The sequence below is a fragment of the Fictibacillus macauensis ZFHKF-1 genome (assembly GCF_000269865.1).
GTDB classification, from domain to species: Bacteria; Bacillota; Bacilli; order Bacillales; family Fictibacillaceae; genus Fictibacillus_C; species Fictibacillus_C macauensis.
Genome location: NZ_AKKV01000019.1, coordinates 12580 through 28760, shown reverse-complemented (window position 1 = coordinate 28760; position 16181 = coordinate 12580). Strand labels below are relative to the sequence as shown.

Here is a 16181-nt window from a genome sequence, read left to right as displayed (position 1 = left end):
TTCTCATCCTCTATTGTCGTGATCCCCACTTTGAAATCGATAGTTGACACGGAACGGCTTCCTCATCTTCTGGATACGCTTCTTTATACGAACATATTGCTAAAAATCGTTGCGCAAGCCGTTCAATATTATGATGATCATTCACATACGCATAACTTGTTGCTGCAATTTCCTGTAGCTCTTCTTCTGACAGTGAAAGAAGAGAACGCAAGCCATCGGCAAAGGCACCAGGTCGCTCTGGAGCTATCGTAAGCCCAGCTTTGGCTTCGGTAACAATATCATTGGCCACGTTACCTGCAAACAAAATGGGCTTGCCACATAGCATATAATCATTCAACTTATTTAAAGACATGCCATATTGGTAGAGCGGTGCATCGCGCATGGAGATGAGTAAAACATCAGCAAGACAAAGCGTTGATAGCACTGCCTTTTTCGGTATGCTATCAAAAAAGTAGACGTGTGAATATGCTTTTGCTGCCTTTTGCAAGCTTTCCTTCATGGGTCCGTCGCCAATTAAGATGAGCGCTACTTCTGACTCACTTAGAAATTTTGCACTTTCAATCACGGTATGAAGTGCATTGGCGTCACCATGGGACCCCACATACATAGCTAGCTTGCCGTGCTTCTTTTTAAGTAACGATAATGACTGAGCGAGCGGGCTTGGACGTGATTTCTCTTTTTCACGATTCATTACAATGCCATTTGGGATCACATGAATCTTGTCTTCTGCAATGCCTAGGTTTCGTAAATAATCCACTGCACCTGGTAGTGTTACAATAATTTGATCGGCACGGCGACAAACGAACTTTTCAAGCATGCCAAACAATAAGACGGCAGGGTGACGTTTTGACATTTTCCCAAGATCAATGAGCGTTTGCGGCCATAAATCCCGAATTTCAACAATATACGTTGCTTTTTTAAACCGACTGAGTACATAAGCTGCTAAACAAGCAAACAAATGGACAGAAGAGCCAACGACCGCATCAGGCTTTTCTTTAGACAATAAGCCACGCCATAACGCCATAAAGAAATAAGAAATCATATTGAAGACACGTAGAATGCCGTTTCCTTTATACGGTAATGTCCACATCCATTCAAAAAGCACACCATTTACGTTTTCTGTATAGTTCGTTTTTCGGCGATTTCGGAACACATACCGATACGCTAAAAAGCTACTAGCAAAAATCGTTACTTCATGTTTTTGTTTTACAAGCTCATTGGCAATATCATAATGCCGTGTAATCCCAGTTTCAGAAGGCTTTAACGCTACATGATTCAAGATCCAAATCTTCATCTGCACCCTCACCTCGCTTTCGCTCTGTACCTTTAATCGTTTCATATAAAGAAATAAGCTTTTCACTTTCTTTTTCCCAATTGTAATGAGCTAGCACAGCTCGTTTACCGTTCTCCCCCATTTGCCGCGCTTGTTGCGGATGCTCAATGATCCAAAGCAGGGCTTTGGCAATGGCCTCCTCATCCAAAGGATTAACACAAATACCACAAGAAGGCTCTTCAACAAACGTTCGCCATAAGGGAAAGTCAGAGGCAATCGTCGGAATACCTGCTGCCATATATTCAAACAGTTTAATGGGATAACTCACTGTATAGCGTGGCTCTGGTTGTAATAAAACGAGTCCCGCAACCGCTCGCGACAGTGCATGCTTGACTTCTTCTCGACTCAGGTAACCGTAATAGTCAATGCCAGCTGTAGCAAGCTGAGGGGCTACCTCTTCTTCGAGCGAGGGAGGGGAAAATGTTCCAGCCCACATTAAGTGAGCTTTTGCTTTTTCAGAGTTAAGTGCTGTCATTGCTGCAAGCATAGCTCTAACCCCGCGCAATTCACTTAAGCCACCAATATAAACGAAGGCAGGGAGGGGTTCTTCTTCCTGTAGAGAAGTGATGGTGGCTAACTCGTGTAACATCGGATAATTATGCAAGGTAACAACTCGTGAACTGAACGCCTTAAAGCGTTGTGCTAAAAAAGGCGTTGCTGTTACAATCGCATCCAAGCGGCGCGCTCCATAACCTTCTATTCTTTCAGCTATCCATGAAACGGATTTTCGTAAAGATTTGGGTAGCCACTGTTTAGAAAGAATTTGTTGTGGTACATCTTCATGCACATCATAAATGACGTGCTTTCCTCTTCTTTTCAATAACAATCCTACAATAATTAGCTCTGGATCATGAAAATGATACACATCGGCATCGACTTCAAGTGCTTTTGTATACACAGCCTTAACAGCACGAATCATCTTAACGAGGCGTGCTCCGCGAAACGGACCAACCTGTTTAATTTGAATGCCATTCATTACGACCGACTCGGTATGAGGCGCGATTAAATAAACGTCATGACCATGTTGATGCAGAGATTGGCATTCTTTTAGAAAAATGCGTATATCGGTTGCTGGATGGACGGACGTTAAATGACAAATTTTCACGTTCACTTCACCTTTATCATGTTATCCGCTTACAATAACACGTACTTTTTTAGAAGCGACTTCCACTTTTGCATCGCATTTCTCGTATCAAAAAGAACAGGGCTATACGTAGCAATGAGCTCGTAATCAAATGCGGAGTGATCCGTAAGTAACAACACTAAATCACTTTGCAAAAGCAGTTCTTTGGAAAGCTCTTCTGTTTTTACTTTGCCCCACTTACATGCAATATTATCCACATACGGATCAACAATATGATACGTCGCTCCTGCGTCATGAAGCTTTTGCAGAATCGGTAAAAGGGGCGATTCTCGTAGATCATCGATGTCTTTTTTGTAAGCGGCGCCGAGTAAAAGAATTCGCGAGCCGTGCAATGCTTTTTTTTCATCATTTAAAATGCTCATACATCGCTGCACAATAAAATCCGCCATACCATTATTAATATCACCAGCCGTTTCAATTAAACGCGTATGATGATTATAGGCGCGCGCTTTCCATGTTAAGTAAAAAGGATCAATGGGAATGCAATGTCCACCTATTCCAGGTCCAGGGTAAAACGCCATAAAGCCATACGGTTTTGTTTTTGCCGCATCAATCACTTCCCAGACGTTTATGCCCATCTTATGACAGAGAATGGCCATTTCATTGGCGAGGGCGATGTTTATATTCCGAAACGTATTTTCTAATATTTTCTCCATTTCCGCGACTGCTGGGCTCGATACTTCACACACTTCGCCATCTAACACATGGCGATACAACGTCGAAGCGACGTTCGTGCAAGCAGGTGTAATGCCACCAACAACCTTTGGTGTATTTTTCGTATTGTAGAGTTTATTACCCGGATCCACGCGCTCAGGAGAGTAGGCCACATGAAAATCGGTTCCGCACGCCAAACCAGATGTTTCAAGAATCGGCAGCAGCAATTCAGCTGTTGTGCCAGGATACGTCGTGCTTTCTAAAACGACGAGCATTCCTTCATGCAAATGATGGGCGATGGCGCGTCCCGAGCTTTCTACATACGACGTGTCTGGCTGTCGATACTGATCGAGCGGCGTGGGCACGCAAATGGCTACGCAATCAACGGTTGCGATGAGCGAATAATCCGTTGTTGCTTTGATTTGGCCGTTAATCACCAATTGCGCAAGCTCTTCATCAATCACATCACCAATATAATTAACACCTTCATTTAACATCGTCACACGTTGTTCTTGAATATCAAAACCGATGACTTCATAACCTGCTTTGGCTTTTTCAATCGCAAGCGGTAGCCCGACATAGCCTAAACCGACAACACCAATTTTTGCTGTTTTATTATGAATTTTTGCTAAGAGCTTTGCGGTTGTTATGCTCTCTGTCACCTGTGCAATATCCATTACACAAAAACCCCCTGTGGCGCTACCTTAATCGGACGATTTTGCTGCGCGGAGCGGTACATCGCTTCAACAACAGCTAAGGCGCGCTGCCCTTCGTGACCACTCACCATTGGCGCTCGATCTTCATTCACCGCTTGCACGAAATCTTCAATAATGACACAATGTCCTTGCTTACCAAACGGATCACTAGCAATCTGTGCTTTTAACAAAGCGGATTCTACAGGTGACATACCATGCACTTTCCAATGCTCGATATGAACAGCCTGTTTCCCGCCAAGTTTAATACAGGCCCTTTCAGCAAAAAAACTAATGGATTCTTCAAGATTTTCGGGATAGATTGTGGTGGCCGCCTCAATCATCCCGAGCGCTCCACTTCGAAACCGCAACGTTCCTACGCAAACATCTTCCTCCTCAATGTTGCGCACACGTGTTTCCTTCATACAGTACACTTCTTCCACGTCACCCATTAGCCAGAGCAATAGATCAATATTATGAATGGCTTGATTCATTAAAACGCCACCATCCAGTGCCGCTGTTCCTCGCCACGCGGCTTGATCAAAATAGGCTTGGGTCCGATTCCAACGCAGCGTCGCATTCACATGACTTACAGAACCAATATCATGATGATCAAGCACTTCTTTTAGCTTTTGAACACCAGGACGACAGCGGTTCGGATGAACAACAGCTAATTTCACACCATGTTTTTCACAGGCAGCAATAACCCGGCTGCTAGCGGCTGTTGTTAACGCTAATGGCTTTTCAACGATCACGTGCTTAGAAGCACAGGCTGCTTCAATCGCCAAATCTGCATGCAAGCCGCTCGGCGTACAAATGATTACCGCTTCTACTTTTTGATCTTGTAGGAGCGTTGACATCGTCTCGTACATAACGGCACCATCTTTTTCGTCATACTCTTTCATCGTGTGAACAACCGGATCACAAACTGCGACGAGGGCAGCCCCTTTTGTTTGCCGAATGGCCTGTGCATGTTTTTTGGCAATATGGCCACATCCTACAATTGCAAAGTTCAGCATGATCATTCACCCTTTCCACTTTGAAAAATGAGGAAGCCGTTACTTTTATTGTATAGCAGGCCACCTGTTTGCTCCGTTAAGGATCTCTTAAGACTTTATAAAGGCAACTTTACAAAACAAAAAGAAAGCACGAAAGCCTACGGATGCTTATATATATTCAATTGCAACAGGAAAATATGTTGAGTCAAGCCTTCAGTCGGCTTTCTATAAACGTTCGATAGCGCTTAAAGTCTTGTTTTTGAAGGAGTAAAAAACGATGAAACGGTTCTCTCGTTACCGTTCTATACACATACACTTTGACCATAAAGCTAAAGCTGTACGTGATGGTTGCAGCTAACGCCGCTCCTTTTAAACCAAAACGAGGAATAAGTACCGTATTTAATCCAAGATTAAAAACGACATTCCAAAGCGATACATACATATTCAGCTCTGGCTTTCCACGACCCGCAAGGTCATTAGAGAGGATTTTCTCAACAGATAGTAAAGCAATGCCAGGAAATAAAAGGACAAGGAGCGTCGCACTTTCCTCATAACGACTTCCAAACAAAGCCGGAATGAGCTCATTCGCTAACAGCATTCCAATACAGGCAACGAGGACCGTACCGGCTAAGATCGTCCGTGATACGAGAGACGTTAAGCGATTGCGCTCCTCTTCACTGGCAATGGAAGCAATTTTCGGATAGAGCACATTTGAAACAGAAGAAGCAAATATCGCCAGCCGCTCTCCAATATTCATTGCCGCCACATAAATACCGACAGCAGCATCAAACATAAAAAAACCAATGAGAAAAAGCACGAGGCGATAATTTAAAAAACTAGCAAAGTTACTAATATGTGTTTTCATTCCATAAGCGATTGCTTTACGAAAATAATCTTTAGAAAAACCACGCCATGAAAAGCGCAGATGATGTTTTTTATTTAAAAGGACGAGCATATAACCAACAGGAAGGATCGTACCAATCATAAAGGCAAGAATAGCACCTAATAAACCGAGGTGACACATCCAAAGAAACACACTACAAAAGATAACAGTGGCACCTTGATTCAAAACAATTGCCGTATTAAACACTTTAAAATCTTGCAAGCCTTGAAAGATGGTTTGCAAAAACTCACGCAAAAATAAAAAAGGTAACGCTCCTAAACAAAGAAATAAAAGGACATGGGGGGTAGCAGTAAAGAATAAATCAGAGAAGAAAATAACAAAAAAGATACCTACTCCGATACTCAACAAACTTAAAAACAAGCCGATAATTAAATTGTTAATATAAACGGTTTGCAGCGCTACCTCACCTTTACTGATGAAATAAATGCTAGACGTATTCATTCCTAGTGTTAAAAATGTTAAGAGCAGCGTTGGCAAAAGCGTAATCAGCGCGTAGCTTCCTTGTCCGGTTGGCCCAAGTAAGCGCGCTAACACAATTAATAGCACAAAGCCAAAAACAATGTTAATGCCTTGGCGAAAAAAGGTTAACATACTATTTTTCACAAATTGTTGCCCGTCAATTGCCATTACTGCCCCTCCTGTGCGCCAAGCTCTCATAAAATTGTGTATAATTTCGGGCCGCGTTATAGACTGTTTCCCATTTTCGGCGCGCCGCTTGTCGGTACATCTCCTGATTTGTTTTCGATTGTTCTTTAAACTTCATAAGAGCTTGTGCTATATTGGTCGGGCTCACATCAACTGGCAATAACACACCACACTGTCCATCGACGATTTCACTTACTCCACCTGCATTCGTAGCAATCACAGGGATTCCTACGCTCATTGCCTCCATCATCGTGACAGGTATTCCTTCGCGTTCACTCACATTAAGAAACACATCGATCGGGGTCGTTTGATAGTAGGCGAACAGCGCTGCTTGTGAAAGTGGTCCAGTAAAGTGAGCTGTTATCGTGGATGGAAGCAAGCGTTTTACTTCTTGTGCCCATTCTGTAAAGCCTTCTCCCCCACCGATATGCGTCCATTGAATAGAACCTTTCATTTCTTTAAGCGCTTCTACAAGCAAGGGAAGCCGTTTCACTGCTTTAAAATAAGAACAAGAAACTATATGAAAAGAAGGATGAGGATTGCTTGGATTTATGAAACGTGGATCTTGTGTACCTAAGCGATGAACGGCAACGCGGTCTGCACTTTCAGGATAGCGCTCTTGTAAATACAGTTGACCATCCCTAGAAATACAATGAACCTCATCGAGCATCCCTACGATTTTTCGTTGAAAAGGTAAGTACGGAAGCGGGCGCTGCTGCTCATACAAGTCACCACTATGCGCTCTTGCGATGGCAACAAGCGCTTTGTTCTTTTCCTTTAAAAGCGCTAAAGCCAGCGCTGCCGGACTGAGCCAATACGAATAGAAAACAGTGTTATGAAGATCCCAGGATGGCGACTGCAACCACTGTTTTTCAAGAAACGTGGAAATGCGAAGCGCATGGCGCATCCAGTTCACCATTTCTAGCCATCCTTTTATCCCAAAACGACTGGCTTGCCTCATTTCTTCAGCAAGCCACGACAATGATTGGCGATCATGGGTAAGAAGAGAGCGCCACCTCGCTTGGTCACATAGCTTTAGCGAAACATGGTCGGGAACATCGCGTTGCTGCTCACCGGTGTGAACAGGAACAAGTTCAACCTTCGAAAAAGCCATGGAACTGTATAATAATTCAGTTTCAAGAAATTGTTCACCCGGGAAATAAGGAAAGCGGTTTGTAAGCAGGACGAGCTGTTGACGTTTCTTCATCGCTTCGGAGTTCACCACCTTTTTTTAAGGACGACATATTTTGACAAAAGGCACTTCTTATCTATCACTATAATTTCCAAAAATGAAGGTTTCTTCTCTTTTTTATGGTAATTTTGTAAAAAAAGTTTGGAAAGTCTTTACACATTACATTTTCTTCATTAAAATGTAATATTTCTTTCCTTATTTTTTATTGAATTATTATTAAATTACAGGTATCTTATTTGTATGCTTCCATAAATTTACGCTCTATCAGTCGAGTTTTTTCGACACAAGGAATGGATACTAAAAGAAAAAGTAAAATGATTACCTATCGACATATATGAGAAGAAAAGGAGCTTTATCAATGGATCGTCAAGAAGTTCGTAAGAAGAAAAAGAAAAAAAGGCGTTTTCGCTTTATCGCTTTTCCTATCATGATTATTGCACTGCTAGCCTTAGGTTATGGAGGTTATTTAACGTACAAGCTCGTGAATGCTTCTAATAAAGCAACCGAAACGTTAAAGCGTGGCGATAAATCTGATCTACGTAATGCAGGTGTAGATCCGAGTAAAGATAATTTCTCTGTATTAATTGCTGGTATTGATGACAGTCAACACCGTAAAGGCGCGAAAGGCTTTGTTGGTAACCGTACTGACGCCCTCATTCTCGCAACATTTAACCGCGATAAAAAGGAAGTAAAGATGTTAAGTATCCCTCGTGACTCTTACGTCGATATCGAAGGTCACGGTCAAGATAAGATTACACATGCGCATGCCTTCGGTGGGATTAATCTTACGGTAGGTACTGTGGAAAACCTTTTAAACGTACCTGTCGACTACTATGTGCGCTTGAACTTTGATGCCTTTTTACAAATCGTTGATACGCTTGGTGGCGTAGATGTGAACGTGAAAAAGAAAATTGTTGAGCAAGATAGTAAAGACCATGCAGGAGCTATTAAGCTTGAGCCTGGTCAACAACGTTTAAATGCTGAACAAGCACTCGCTTATGCTCGTACCCGTCATGCGGATTCTGATGTAGATCGCGGTGATCGTCAAAAACAAATTATTGAAGCGATTATTAAAGAATCTACACAATTAAAATCCGTTCCTAAATACGGAAAATTAATTGAAAATGTTGGCGATAACTTAACAACCAACTTTAGCTTTGGCAACATGATCGCTCTTTTAAAATATGCTAAGTCCATTGAAAACATTGAGTCTTTGCGTTTAGAAGGTGATGATACTCGTATTAATAACATTTACTACTATAAGCTTAAGCCTCAATCAGTTGAAAAAGTATCCAATGAGTTAAAGCAAGAGCTAGGTTATAAAGGTAATGATACTAATAATCAGACCAGCAACACGAACAACAATGGAAGCACAAACAACAATGGTACGTCTGCTGGAAACACAAACAATCAATAGTCACACACAAAAAAGGCCCGCTTTCATAAACGGGGCCTTTTTCTTATGCTTTCTGTGAGGATGAATGTTGAAGTAGAAACTCTTCCAAGCGACTGTATTGCGAAGCTACACCTTCCGTAATGCCCATAGCCATCACTTGAGCAAGCTCCTCTTTAGAGTCGAATTGCGAGCGCGTAATGACTAGGGTACCTTCCTTTTGAGGTGTGAACGTCATCGTGATTTCAATTTCCGGCATATCAAGTAAAACGTTGCCCTCTTCATCTGAAAAAGCATCACGATATACAATGCGTTCATTCGCTGTAATTTTCTTATAAACAGCTTTTCCCCATGACGTTTGATTGAAAAAATCCCCTTGGGCCGGATCAATACATGTCATGCAATAATGCCACATACCACCTTCACGAAATGAAAACGCTTTATTTTCTGTTCTCCAGCCTTTTGGTCCCCACCAGCTCTCTAGCTTCTCAGATTCACTAAACGCCTCAAATACAGCTGAAACTGAGGCTGGAAAGCTACGTTCAATAACGAGGACGTTTCCTTCTGAGCGAACTTCCACTGTCATTCCTCCTTTAACCTACTCATTTCTCACTGTAATCTTTCCATCTGTTACAGCCTAATTCCTTCTTCTACACAAAAAGAAACAAGCGTCGTGCCATCACTTCGCTCGTTTCCTTTGGTTGGTTTGTATTCAATGCACGCTCATGTAGGACGTTATTTTTGTAATAAATCTAATGTATGTTGGAGCAAGCCCTGTCCTTTACCAATCGCTCCATGGCCGGGAACGAGCGTATCAATACTAGGATAGCGCTTCTTTACAGCCTTAACGGTCGTTGGCCATTCCTTCACATTTGCATCTTCTATGTTGCCGAGATCATGAAATTCTTTACCTTTAATTAAACAGCCACCATACAATAATTTTTCTTTTTGGAGGTAGACAACGATGTTATCTGCTGTATGTCCTTGTCCTGCATAGTAAGTTTCCACTTTCACACCATCTAAATTAAAATGCGTAACAGAATCCTGCAAACGATATTTTGGTTGTGGATGGTTATTTTTCTTGGCTAGTTCTGCGGTAAGCTTCGTGCTATATACGTGAACACCATTTTTCTCTAACGTTTTCACCCCACCGATTTTATCTTGGTGACTATGCGTAATAATGGCTTCTTTCACTTCTTTGTGCAAATATTTTTTTGTGAGATCAAGAAGGTCTTTTGTTTCTTGCTCTGTCCACGTAGAATCAATCAGCAAAAGCTTATTGCTGTGCTCAACGATCAATCCATTAGCAGAAACACGTTGGCCATTAAACGTTCCAGTAGAAATGTGCATCCAAACGTGAGGACGAATCTTTTTTATAATAAGAGAGCCATCCTTGTTAGAAATCACCTTTTCTGCTAAACTTTTCGTGTGATTAACTTCTGCTTTTAACTTATGCGCTGTTGAAATATTGGCATTGACTGAGACAGTAATTGCTGAAATCGCAACCGCTGCAGTAAGCTGAAGCCACTTAGAGTGTTTCATGAAATCTCTCCTTTCGTCGATGGAAAAAGTGTAGCATGGACAAAATTCGCACTCAATGAACACTCGCTAACAAAAGAATGATAATTAACACTATATTCTGACAAAAATGGTGACTTCCTATGAACTATACCCTAGTTATACAAGATGAAACACAGCAGAAACGCTATGTACCTTTAAAAGAAAAAATCATTGTGGGGCGTTCGTCCGTAGATTCTACTCCTGACATTATCTTGTCATCGCCCTATGTTTCACGCACGCATTGCATGCTCACCTATCTAGAAGGACGAATATATGTAAAAGATCTCAACAGCCTACACGGAACGTTTATTAATGGAGAACGCATAAGCCCTGGCGTTGAGATTGAATTGCGGCTCGGTGATGTTCTAACACTTGCTTATGACCGCATTTCAATTGAAATCGCAGAGATGGATGCCGATGCGACGCTTACCTTTACACCGATTGCTGAATCTTCTTCTATGTCTATTACCGTTGATGAACTGATTGAAAGAGTTGCTATTAACAATCAATGGATTCCTCTCTCCAGTAAAGAATTTCAATGCTTCAAACTTCTTTATTCTTCTTACGAGCACTTTGTGAGTAAAGAACAGTTGAAAGCACATGTTTGGAGTGAACGGATTCACTCACCTGAGGTCCTTCCGGATGTTGGTTCTGAAGAGCTCAATGCCTTACTATATCGACTTCGAAAAAAACTCCTCCCTCATTTACAAATTACATCGATTGGGCGCAAAGGCTATCTTCTTCAACCTGTTTCCCTTTCGTAAAACAGTACTAAAGGACTTGGGGCACAATTTCTCTGTTTTGTGGCGCGTGTGGGGGAATGGACTTGGTTGCGCGCGAACCGGGGGCTTGAGCGTGCGAACGGACTTGGTCTGCGCGCGAATCGGGGGCTTGTGCCGGAATTGGCCTGGTTTGTGCGGGACCGAGGGGCCTGTGCGCAAACGGAACTGATCTGCGCGTGGATCGAGGGGGTACTGCGCGCGAACGGAACTGATCTGTGCGCAAATCGGGGGCTTCTGCGCGCGAATTGAGGGCTTCTGCGCGCGAACAGAGCTGGTCTGCGCGCGAATCGAGGGCTTGCGCGCAAACGGACCTGGTCTGCGCGCGAACTGAAATCTCTTGTACACTTTACTCTTTTTGCAATCATTAAAGAGATTTTACGCTATTTCTTCTCATTTTTGAGCTCATTTACGAGATTATATCTCCATTTGCTTTATTTTTCATCCTTACATACGTTGTTGGAGGCTCCTGCGCGCGAATCGAGGGCTCCTGCGCGCGAACAGAGCTGATCTGCGCGCGAATCGAGGGCTCCTGCGCGCGAACGGAACTGATCTGCGCGCGAATCGAGGGCTCCTGCGCGCGAACAGAGCTGATCTGCGCGCGAATCGAGGGCTCCTGCGCGCGAACGGAACTGGTCTGAGCGCGAATCGGGGGCTTCTGCGCGCGAACGGACTTGGTTGCGCGCGAACCGGGGGCTTGCGTGCAAACGGACATGCTCTGCGCACGATTTATCCTGGTCTGCGCGCGAATCGAGGGCTCCTGCGCGCGAACGAACCTGGTCTGCGCGCGAATCACTGGCTCCTGCGCAGGATCACAAAAGAGCTCACATCCTACTCCAATTTTTGATGCATTCTTATCTGCTATACGAGCGACATAAAAAAAATGGCTTGATCATCAAAACTGATGTTCAAGCCATTTTTTTATTTTGCAGTGGGCAGCTTTTCTTGTTTAGAGGGAGCTTTCCCTGCTTGCTTTAATTGAACTTGTTTCTTAAACTTTTTCTGCTCTTCTTTTGACATTGCTTTGTACTCTTTTAAAAATTCTTGGTAGCGTGGCAAAACTTCTTTTAATGGTCCATAGTCACGAACTTCACCATACTCTAACCAGAGAATTTTTTCACAGAACTTTTTCACTTGGCCCATCGAGTGACTAATAAAGAAAATGGTTTTGCCACGTTCTTTAAACTCATTCATCTTATCCAAACATTTGTCAGCAAACGTTTGGTCACCCACCGACAAGGCCTCATCGATTACAAGAATATCGGGATCAACGGAAACAGAAATCGCAAAGCCAAGACGAGATTTCATACCGCTAGAATATTTTTTCACTGGTTGATCAATAAACTTACCAACATCAGCAAATTCAATAATCTCTGGCTCTAGCTTTTGAATTTCTTGTTTTGAAAAGCCAAGCATTAAACATTTTAACTCAATGTTCTCGCGCCCTGTAAGCTCATTTTTCAAACCTGATGCAATGGCAATAAGCGACACATCGCCTTTTAAATCAATGGTTCCAGAGCTTGGTGGAATGATGCCTGAGATTAAATTGGATAGCGTAGATTTACCTGAACCATTAACCCCTACGATGCCAATAACGTCGCCTTGTTCCGCTTCAAAGCTTACATTTTGAAGCGCATAGAAATCTTCGCCATAGCCTTTTGGCAGTAAAATATCCAGAAGTTTTTCTGAAGATTTCTTATACATCTTAAATTTTTTCGTTACGTCTTTTACTATGACAGATTTACTCATTTGTATCTCTCCACATCATAAAAAGTCGACAAAACGGTTGCGCAGCTTCACATGAAGTGCAGACCCGATTAAGAATAATACGAGAACCAAGCCCCAGAAGTAAAGCAAACCGCTTAAATGACTATATTCGAAAAACCATGCACGACTTAATAGTGCGTCACGGAAACCTTCAACAATGTAGCGAAATGGATTCGCTTCAATGATCACTGTAATAAACGTTGGCATGTTTCCTTTTGGTACCCAAAGAATCGGTGTCACATAAAACAACATGCGCATTACAGCCTGTAAAAACATTTGCACGTCTCTTACGATCGTTGACAATGTTGAGGTAATAAGAGAAAGCGAAAAAACGAGTGCTAAAGCTGCCAGTATAAAATACGGAAGCTGTAAATAGTAAAGCGAAATTCGCCCGTGATCGGTAAATTGAAAAATTACCATAATGATGCCGAGTAAAACCAAGTTTGGATAAAGAATAGAATACATCACATAGCTTGGAATGACACTCATCGGAAAATTCATTTTAGAAATAATTTTAATGCGTGTATAGATGGATTTAGAGCCTTGCAAGACTGCCGGGCTTAGGAAAAACCAAATGACAATTCCCGCGACAAGCCATTGTAAAAACGGAACACCATCAATGCCATGGTTTTTTCGGATACCAAACCCGAAAACCATCCAATAAACAGAAATCTGGATGGCTGGGTTTAGTATTTCCCATAGCATTCCTAGGTAATTGTTATTATTTTTTATTTTTAGCTCATACATGGATAGACGTAACATTAAGTAAAAGCTGTTTATTTGTTCTTGTATTACTTTAAACGCTGAAATCATGTTTGTAATCCTCTCCCAAAGAGATTGGTCGTCTAAAATACTTTTTGAACGGCTTTCTGGGAGGATTGTCCATTTTCCAAATAGCAAAAACGTTCATAAAAGCTATCAAAGATTTCCGAGTGGATGGCAAAACCGTCTGACTCAAACTTCTCAATGGCTTGAATGACTTCATCTGTTGTCTTAACGAGCGGACCTGGTGCTACTTTTTCAAAGTCAAAGTAGAAACCACGCAGCTTATCACGATACGATTCAATGTCATAAACAAAGAAAATCATCGGACGCTTTAAGTTAGCGTAATCAAAGAACACAGAAGAATAGTCGGTAATCATCACATCAGAAACGAGGTACAGCTCGTTAATATCTCCATGGAATGAAAAGTCATACGCGAAACCTTCATATGGAGACAAATCAAAGTTCTCAGCCACAAGGTAATGCATCCTTAATACTATAACATAATCTTCACCGAATTTATCCTTTAATCGATGCAAATCAAGTTCTAATTCAAATTTATAACGACCTTTTCCGTAGAATTGATCATCGCGCCACGTTGGTGCATAAAGTATAATTTTTTTATCAGCTGGAAGCTTTAATTTTTGTTTTAATGCCGTAATGTCTGCTTCATTATTTTTCGTATAGAGCACATCATTACGTGGATATCCTACTTCTACCACTTCTTTATGAAAGTTAAAGGCACGTTGGAATATTTCCGTCGAATACGCATTCGGCGAGATTAAGTAATCCCACTTGCTTGCTTCTTTATGGAAGTTCTTTTTATATTTCTGGGTATTCGTTCCTGGCATGTGCACCTGATCCATATCAGCTGCTAAGCGTTTTAACGGCGTGCCGTGCCATGTTTGGAAATAGATCGTATGTTTTGCTTTTGGAATCCATAACGGCATCCGGCTATTCGTTACCCAATAACCAGCACGTGCCATGTTAAACAGCCACGAAATGGAGAAGCGACGTGAATAAGGTATCCCTGCTTCTTCAAACTTCTTCACGCTCCGGCCATCTACGCTCCAGACAAGCTTAAGATCTGGACGGTTTTCTTTTAAATATTCGTAGATTGCACGCGGGTTACAGCTATACTGTTTTCCTAAAAAGCTTTCAAACATTACGAGTTTTTTCTTTGCTGGTAAGAAACCGGCTAGGAAAAAGATCTTTTTATAAAGATTTTTCGTTCGCTTACTGCGCTTAATCTTCATTAACGTTCGCTTCACTTGCGCTTTTTTATCGGCGATAAAGCTGTACGGCGCTGATTTAATGACCAATGATTTTGTTTTCTTACGACTCGTTAACGTAACTTTCTTTTTGCCATTTGCATTTAAGATGCTGTGCTTGTTCACTTGCTTCTTAAACGAAATTAATTGGAGCGGCATCATTAAGTCGCCTTCATCCGGTCCCGGGGTATCTTCATCTTCCCATTTGAAATACAAACGATACGTTTGCGGTTGCGTAGATTCTAATTGACCTAACACATCTTTACCGAAAGAAACCGTAAAGCCATGGGCACGAAACGGTTGAGACTTTTGATAATAAGGCAATAAGTCTTCACGCATCGTTACTTCAAAAGGAAGTGTCTGCTCTTCTGTTCCTTCTGGGCCAATTAATACGATGCTTTTTTCAAGTACAGTATTTTCACGTTCAAATGGTGAAAAGAAGAAACCATTAAGAACAATGTTACCGCGCTTGTCCATGGAAACGTCCTCCACCTTAACGACCGGACCGCTTTCATGAATTTTAAAGGAAAGATTGCCTTTATTCGTCGTATAAGGCGTAATAATGCGGCCACTTTCTGGGTCTTTCACCGCACCAAGTTCTAAATATTGATGCTTCGTACGCATGCGATATTTTTTCTCTAAAAGCCCTGTATCTTCATCCGTTTCATCCGGCTCTTGATCGGCTTCATTCTCATCCTGCTCATCGCTCGCTTCATCCTCAGCGGATTCCCCTTCATCGCTATCGTCATCATCGTCGTCATTGTTCGTTTCATCATCAGCTTTAATGATGAGATAAACGTCCCAAACGAGTCCTTTGCCTGCTTCTGATAAAGGTAACGTTGATTCAAGGATATAATATTGATCGTTGTATTCTAAAATGGTAAATGGAATTTCCCATTCCCGGCCAGAAGCACGTTCTGTAAAGAGAAGGTGTCCGGTTAATGGTTCATGAAATTGCTCGTTATACTTTAACAAATATTTCAAGTTCATCTCATGTTGTGTACATTGCATGCTATGAAAGATACATTTTCTCCGCTTTGTCGGAGCATACCCATCCTGAATCTGTACGTTCGGTTCCGCTTGCATC

The 16181-nt window shown here is 42.0% G+C and carries 12 protein-coding genes and 1 pseudogene; 2 read left to right on the top strand and 11 right to left on the bottom strand.

Annotated elements, in window-relative coordinates:
* Nucleotides 1–10: 10 nt before the first annotated feature.
* The 6 genes from A374_RS01680 to A374_RS01655 form a co-directional block, all read right to left on the bottom strand.
* Nucleotides 11–1294, bottom strand: coding sequence for a glycosyltransferase family 4 protein (locus A374_RS01680; protein WP_007200437.1), 1284 nt, complete (start codon nucleotides 1292–1294; stop codon nucleotides 11–13).
* The gene (locus A374_RS01675; RefSeq protein ID WP_007200436.1) at nucleotides 1251–2438 is read right to left on the bottom strand and encodes a glycosyltransferase family 4 protein; all 1188 of its coding nucleotides are present in this window, start codon (nucleotides 2436–2438) and stop codon (nucleotides 1251–1253) included. Before A374_RS01675 ends, A374_RS01680 begins: the two co-directional genes overlap by 44 nt.
* A 29-nt stretch (nucleotides 2439–2467) precedes the next feature.
* Nucleotides 2468–3808 carry a nucleotide sugar dehydrogenase gene (locus A374_RS01670; protein WP_007200435.1) on the bottom strand — a complete coding sequence of 447 codons (1341 nt, stop codon included), beginning with the start codon at nucleotides 3806–3808 and terminating at the stop codon, nucleotides 2468–2470.
* A complete protein-coding gene (locus tag A374_RS01665) occupies nucleotides 3808–4842 on the bottom strand; it encodes a Gfo/Idh/MocA family protein (protein ID WP_040340258.1) in 1035 nt (344 codons plus the stop codon). The genes A374_RS01670 and A374_RS01665 overlap by 1 nt, the downstream gene beginning before the upstream one ends.
* Before the next feature lie 184 nt (nucleotides 4843–5026).
* The gene (locus tag A374_RS01660; protein ID WP_007200433.1) at nucleotides 5027–6352 is read right to left on the bottom strand and encodes a flippase; all 1326 of its coding nucleotides are present in this window, start codon (nucleotides 6350–6352) and stop codon (nucleotides 5027–5029) included.
* Nucleotides 6342–7577 (bottom strand): glycosyltransferase, encoded by a 1236-nt coding sequence (locus A374_RS01655; RefSeq protein ID WP_007200432.1) that lies wholly within the window; start codon nucleotides 7575–7577, stop codon nucleotides 6342–6344. The genes A374_RS01660 and A374_RS01655 overlap by 11 nt, the downstream gene beginning before the upstream one ends.
* A 343-nt stretch (nucleotides 7578–7920) precedes the next feature.
* Between A374_RS01655 and A374_RS01650 the strand changes: the two genes are divergently transcribed.
* Nucleotides 7921–8979, top strand: a complete 1059-nt coding sequence (locus A374_RS01650) for an LCP family protein (protein ID WP_007200431.1) — start codon at nucleotides 7921–7923, stop codon at nucleotides 8977–8979.
* 43 nt (nucleotides 8980–9022) lie between these two features.
* Here the strand turns inward: A374_RS01650 and A374_RS01645 are convergent, their stop codons facing one another.
* Both A374_RS01645 and bla read right to left on the bottom strand, forming a co-directional pair.
* Nucleotides 9023–9541 (bottom strand): SRPBCC family protein, encoded by a 519-nt coding sequence (locus tag A374_RS01645; protein WP_040340243.1) that lies wholly within the window; start codon nucleotides 9539–9541, stop codon nucleotides 9023–9025.
* 149 nt (nucleotides 9542–9690) lie between these two features.
* On the bottom strand, nucleotides 9691–10497 hold the full coding sequence (bla, locus tag A374_RS01640; protein WP_007200429.1) for a subclass B1 metallo-beta-lactamase: 807 nt from the start codon (nucleotides 10495–10497) through the stop codon (nucleotides 9691–9693).
* 119 nt (nucleotides 10498–10616) lie between these two features.
* On the opposite strand from bla, the gene A374_RS01635 reads away from it, so the two are divergent.
* Nucleotides 10617–11279 (top strand): FHA domain-containing protein, encoded by a 663-nt coding sequence (locus A374_RS01635; RefSeq protein ID WP_007200428.1) that lies wholly within the window; start codon nucleotides 10617–10619, stop codon nucleotides 11277–11279.
* Nucleotides 11280–12254: 975 nt separating this feature from the next.
* Here the strand turns inward: A374_RS01635 and tagH are convergent.
* The 3 genes and pseudogenes from tagH to A374_RS01615 all read right to left on the bottom strand — a co-directional run.
* Nucleotides 12255–13043, bottom strand: a pseudogene (gene tagH / locus A374_RS01625) (teichoic acids export ABC transporter ATP-binding subunit TagH); the annotation flags it as partial.
* Nucleotides 13044–13058: 15 nt separating this feature from the next.
* The gene (locus tag A374_RS01620; protein WP_007200424.1) at nucleotides 13059–13874 is read right to left on the bottom strand and encodes an ABC transporter permease; all 816 of its coding nucleotides are present in this window, start codon (nucleotides 13872–13874) and stop codon (nucleotides 13059–13061) included.
* 32 nt (nucleotides 13875–13906) lie between these two features.
* Nucleotides 13907–16180: a CDP-glycerol glycerophosphotransferase family protein gene (locus A374_RS01615; RefSeq protein ID WP_007200423.1), complete on the bottom strand. Its 2274-nt coding sequence runs from the start codon at nucleotides 16178–16180 to the stop codon at nucleotides 13907–13909.
* Between the last annotated feature and the right edge of the window lies 1 nt (nucleotide 16181).

Excerpts from the sequence above, each read along its gene's own strand:
- A374_RS01680 (WP_007200437.1), bottom strand. The coding sequence starts at position 1,294 with ATGAAGATTTGGATCTTGAATCATGTAGCGTTAAAGCCTTCTGAAACT.
- A374_RS01670 (WP_007200435.1), bottom strand. The coding sequence starts at position 3,808 with ATGGATATTGCACAGGTGACAGAGAGCATAACAACCGCAAAGCTCTTA.
- A374_RS01665 (WP_040340258.1), bottom strand. The coding sequence starts at position 4,842 with ATGCTGAACTTTGCAATTGTAGGATGTGGCCATATTGCCAAAAAACAT.
- A374_RS01660 (WP_007200433.1), bottom strand. The coding sequence starts at position 6,352 with ATGGCAATTGACGGGCAACAATTTGTGAAAAATAGTATGTTAACCTTT.
- A374_RS01655 (WP_007200432.1), bottom strand. The coding sequence starts at position 7,577 with ATGAAGAAACGTCAACAGCTCGTCCTGCTTACAAACCGCTTTCCTTAT.
- A374_RS01650 (WP_007200431.1), top strand. The coding sequence starts at position 7,921 with ATGGATCGTCAAGAAGTTCGTAAGAAGAAAAAGAAAAAAAGGCGTTTT.
- A374_RS01645 (WP_040340243.1), bottom strand. The coding sequence starts at position 9,541 with ATGACAGTGGAAGTTCGCTCAGAAGGAAACGTCCTCGTTATTGAACGT.
- bla (WP_007200429.1), bottom strand. The coding sequence starts at position 10,497 with ATGAAACACTCTAAGTGGCTTCAGCTTACTGCAGCGGTTGCGATTTCA.
- A374_RS01635 (WP_007200428.1), top strand. The coding sequence starts at position 10,617 with ATGAACTATACCCTAGTTATACAAGATGAAACACAGCAGAAACGCTAT.
- A374_RS01620 (WP_007200424.1), bottom strand. The coding sequence starts at position 13,874 with ATGATTTCAGCGTTTAAAGTAATACAAGAACAAATAAACAGCTTTTAC.
- A374_RS01615 (WP_007200423.1), bottom strand. The coding sequence starts at position 16,180 with ATGCAAGCGGAACCGAACGTACAGATTCAGGATGGGTATGCTCCGACA.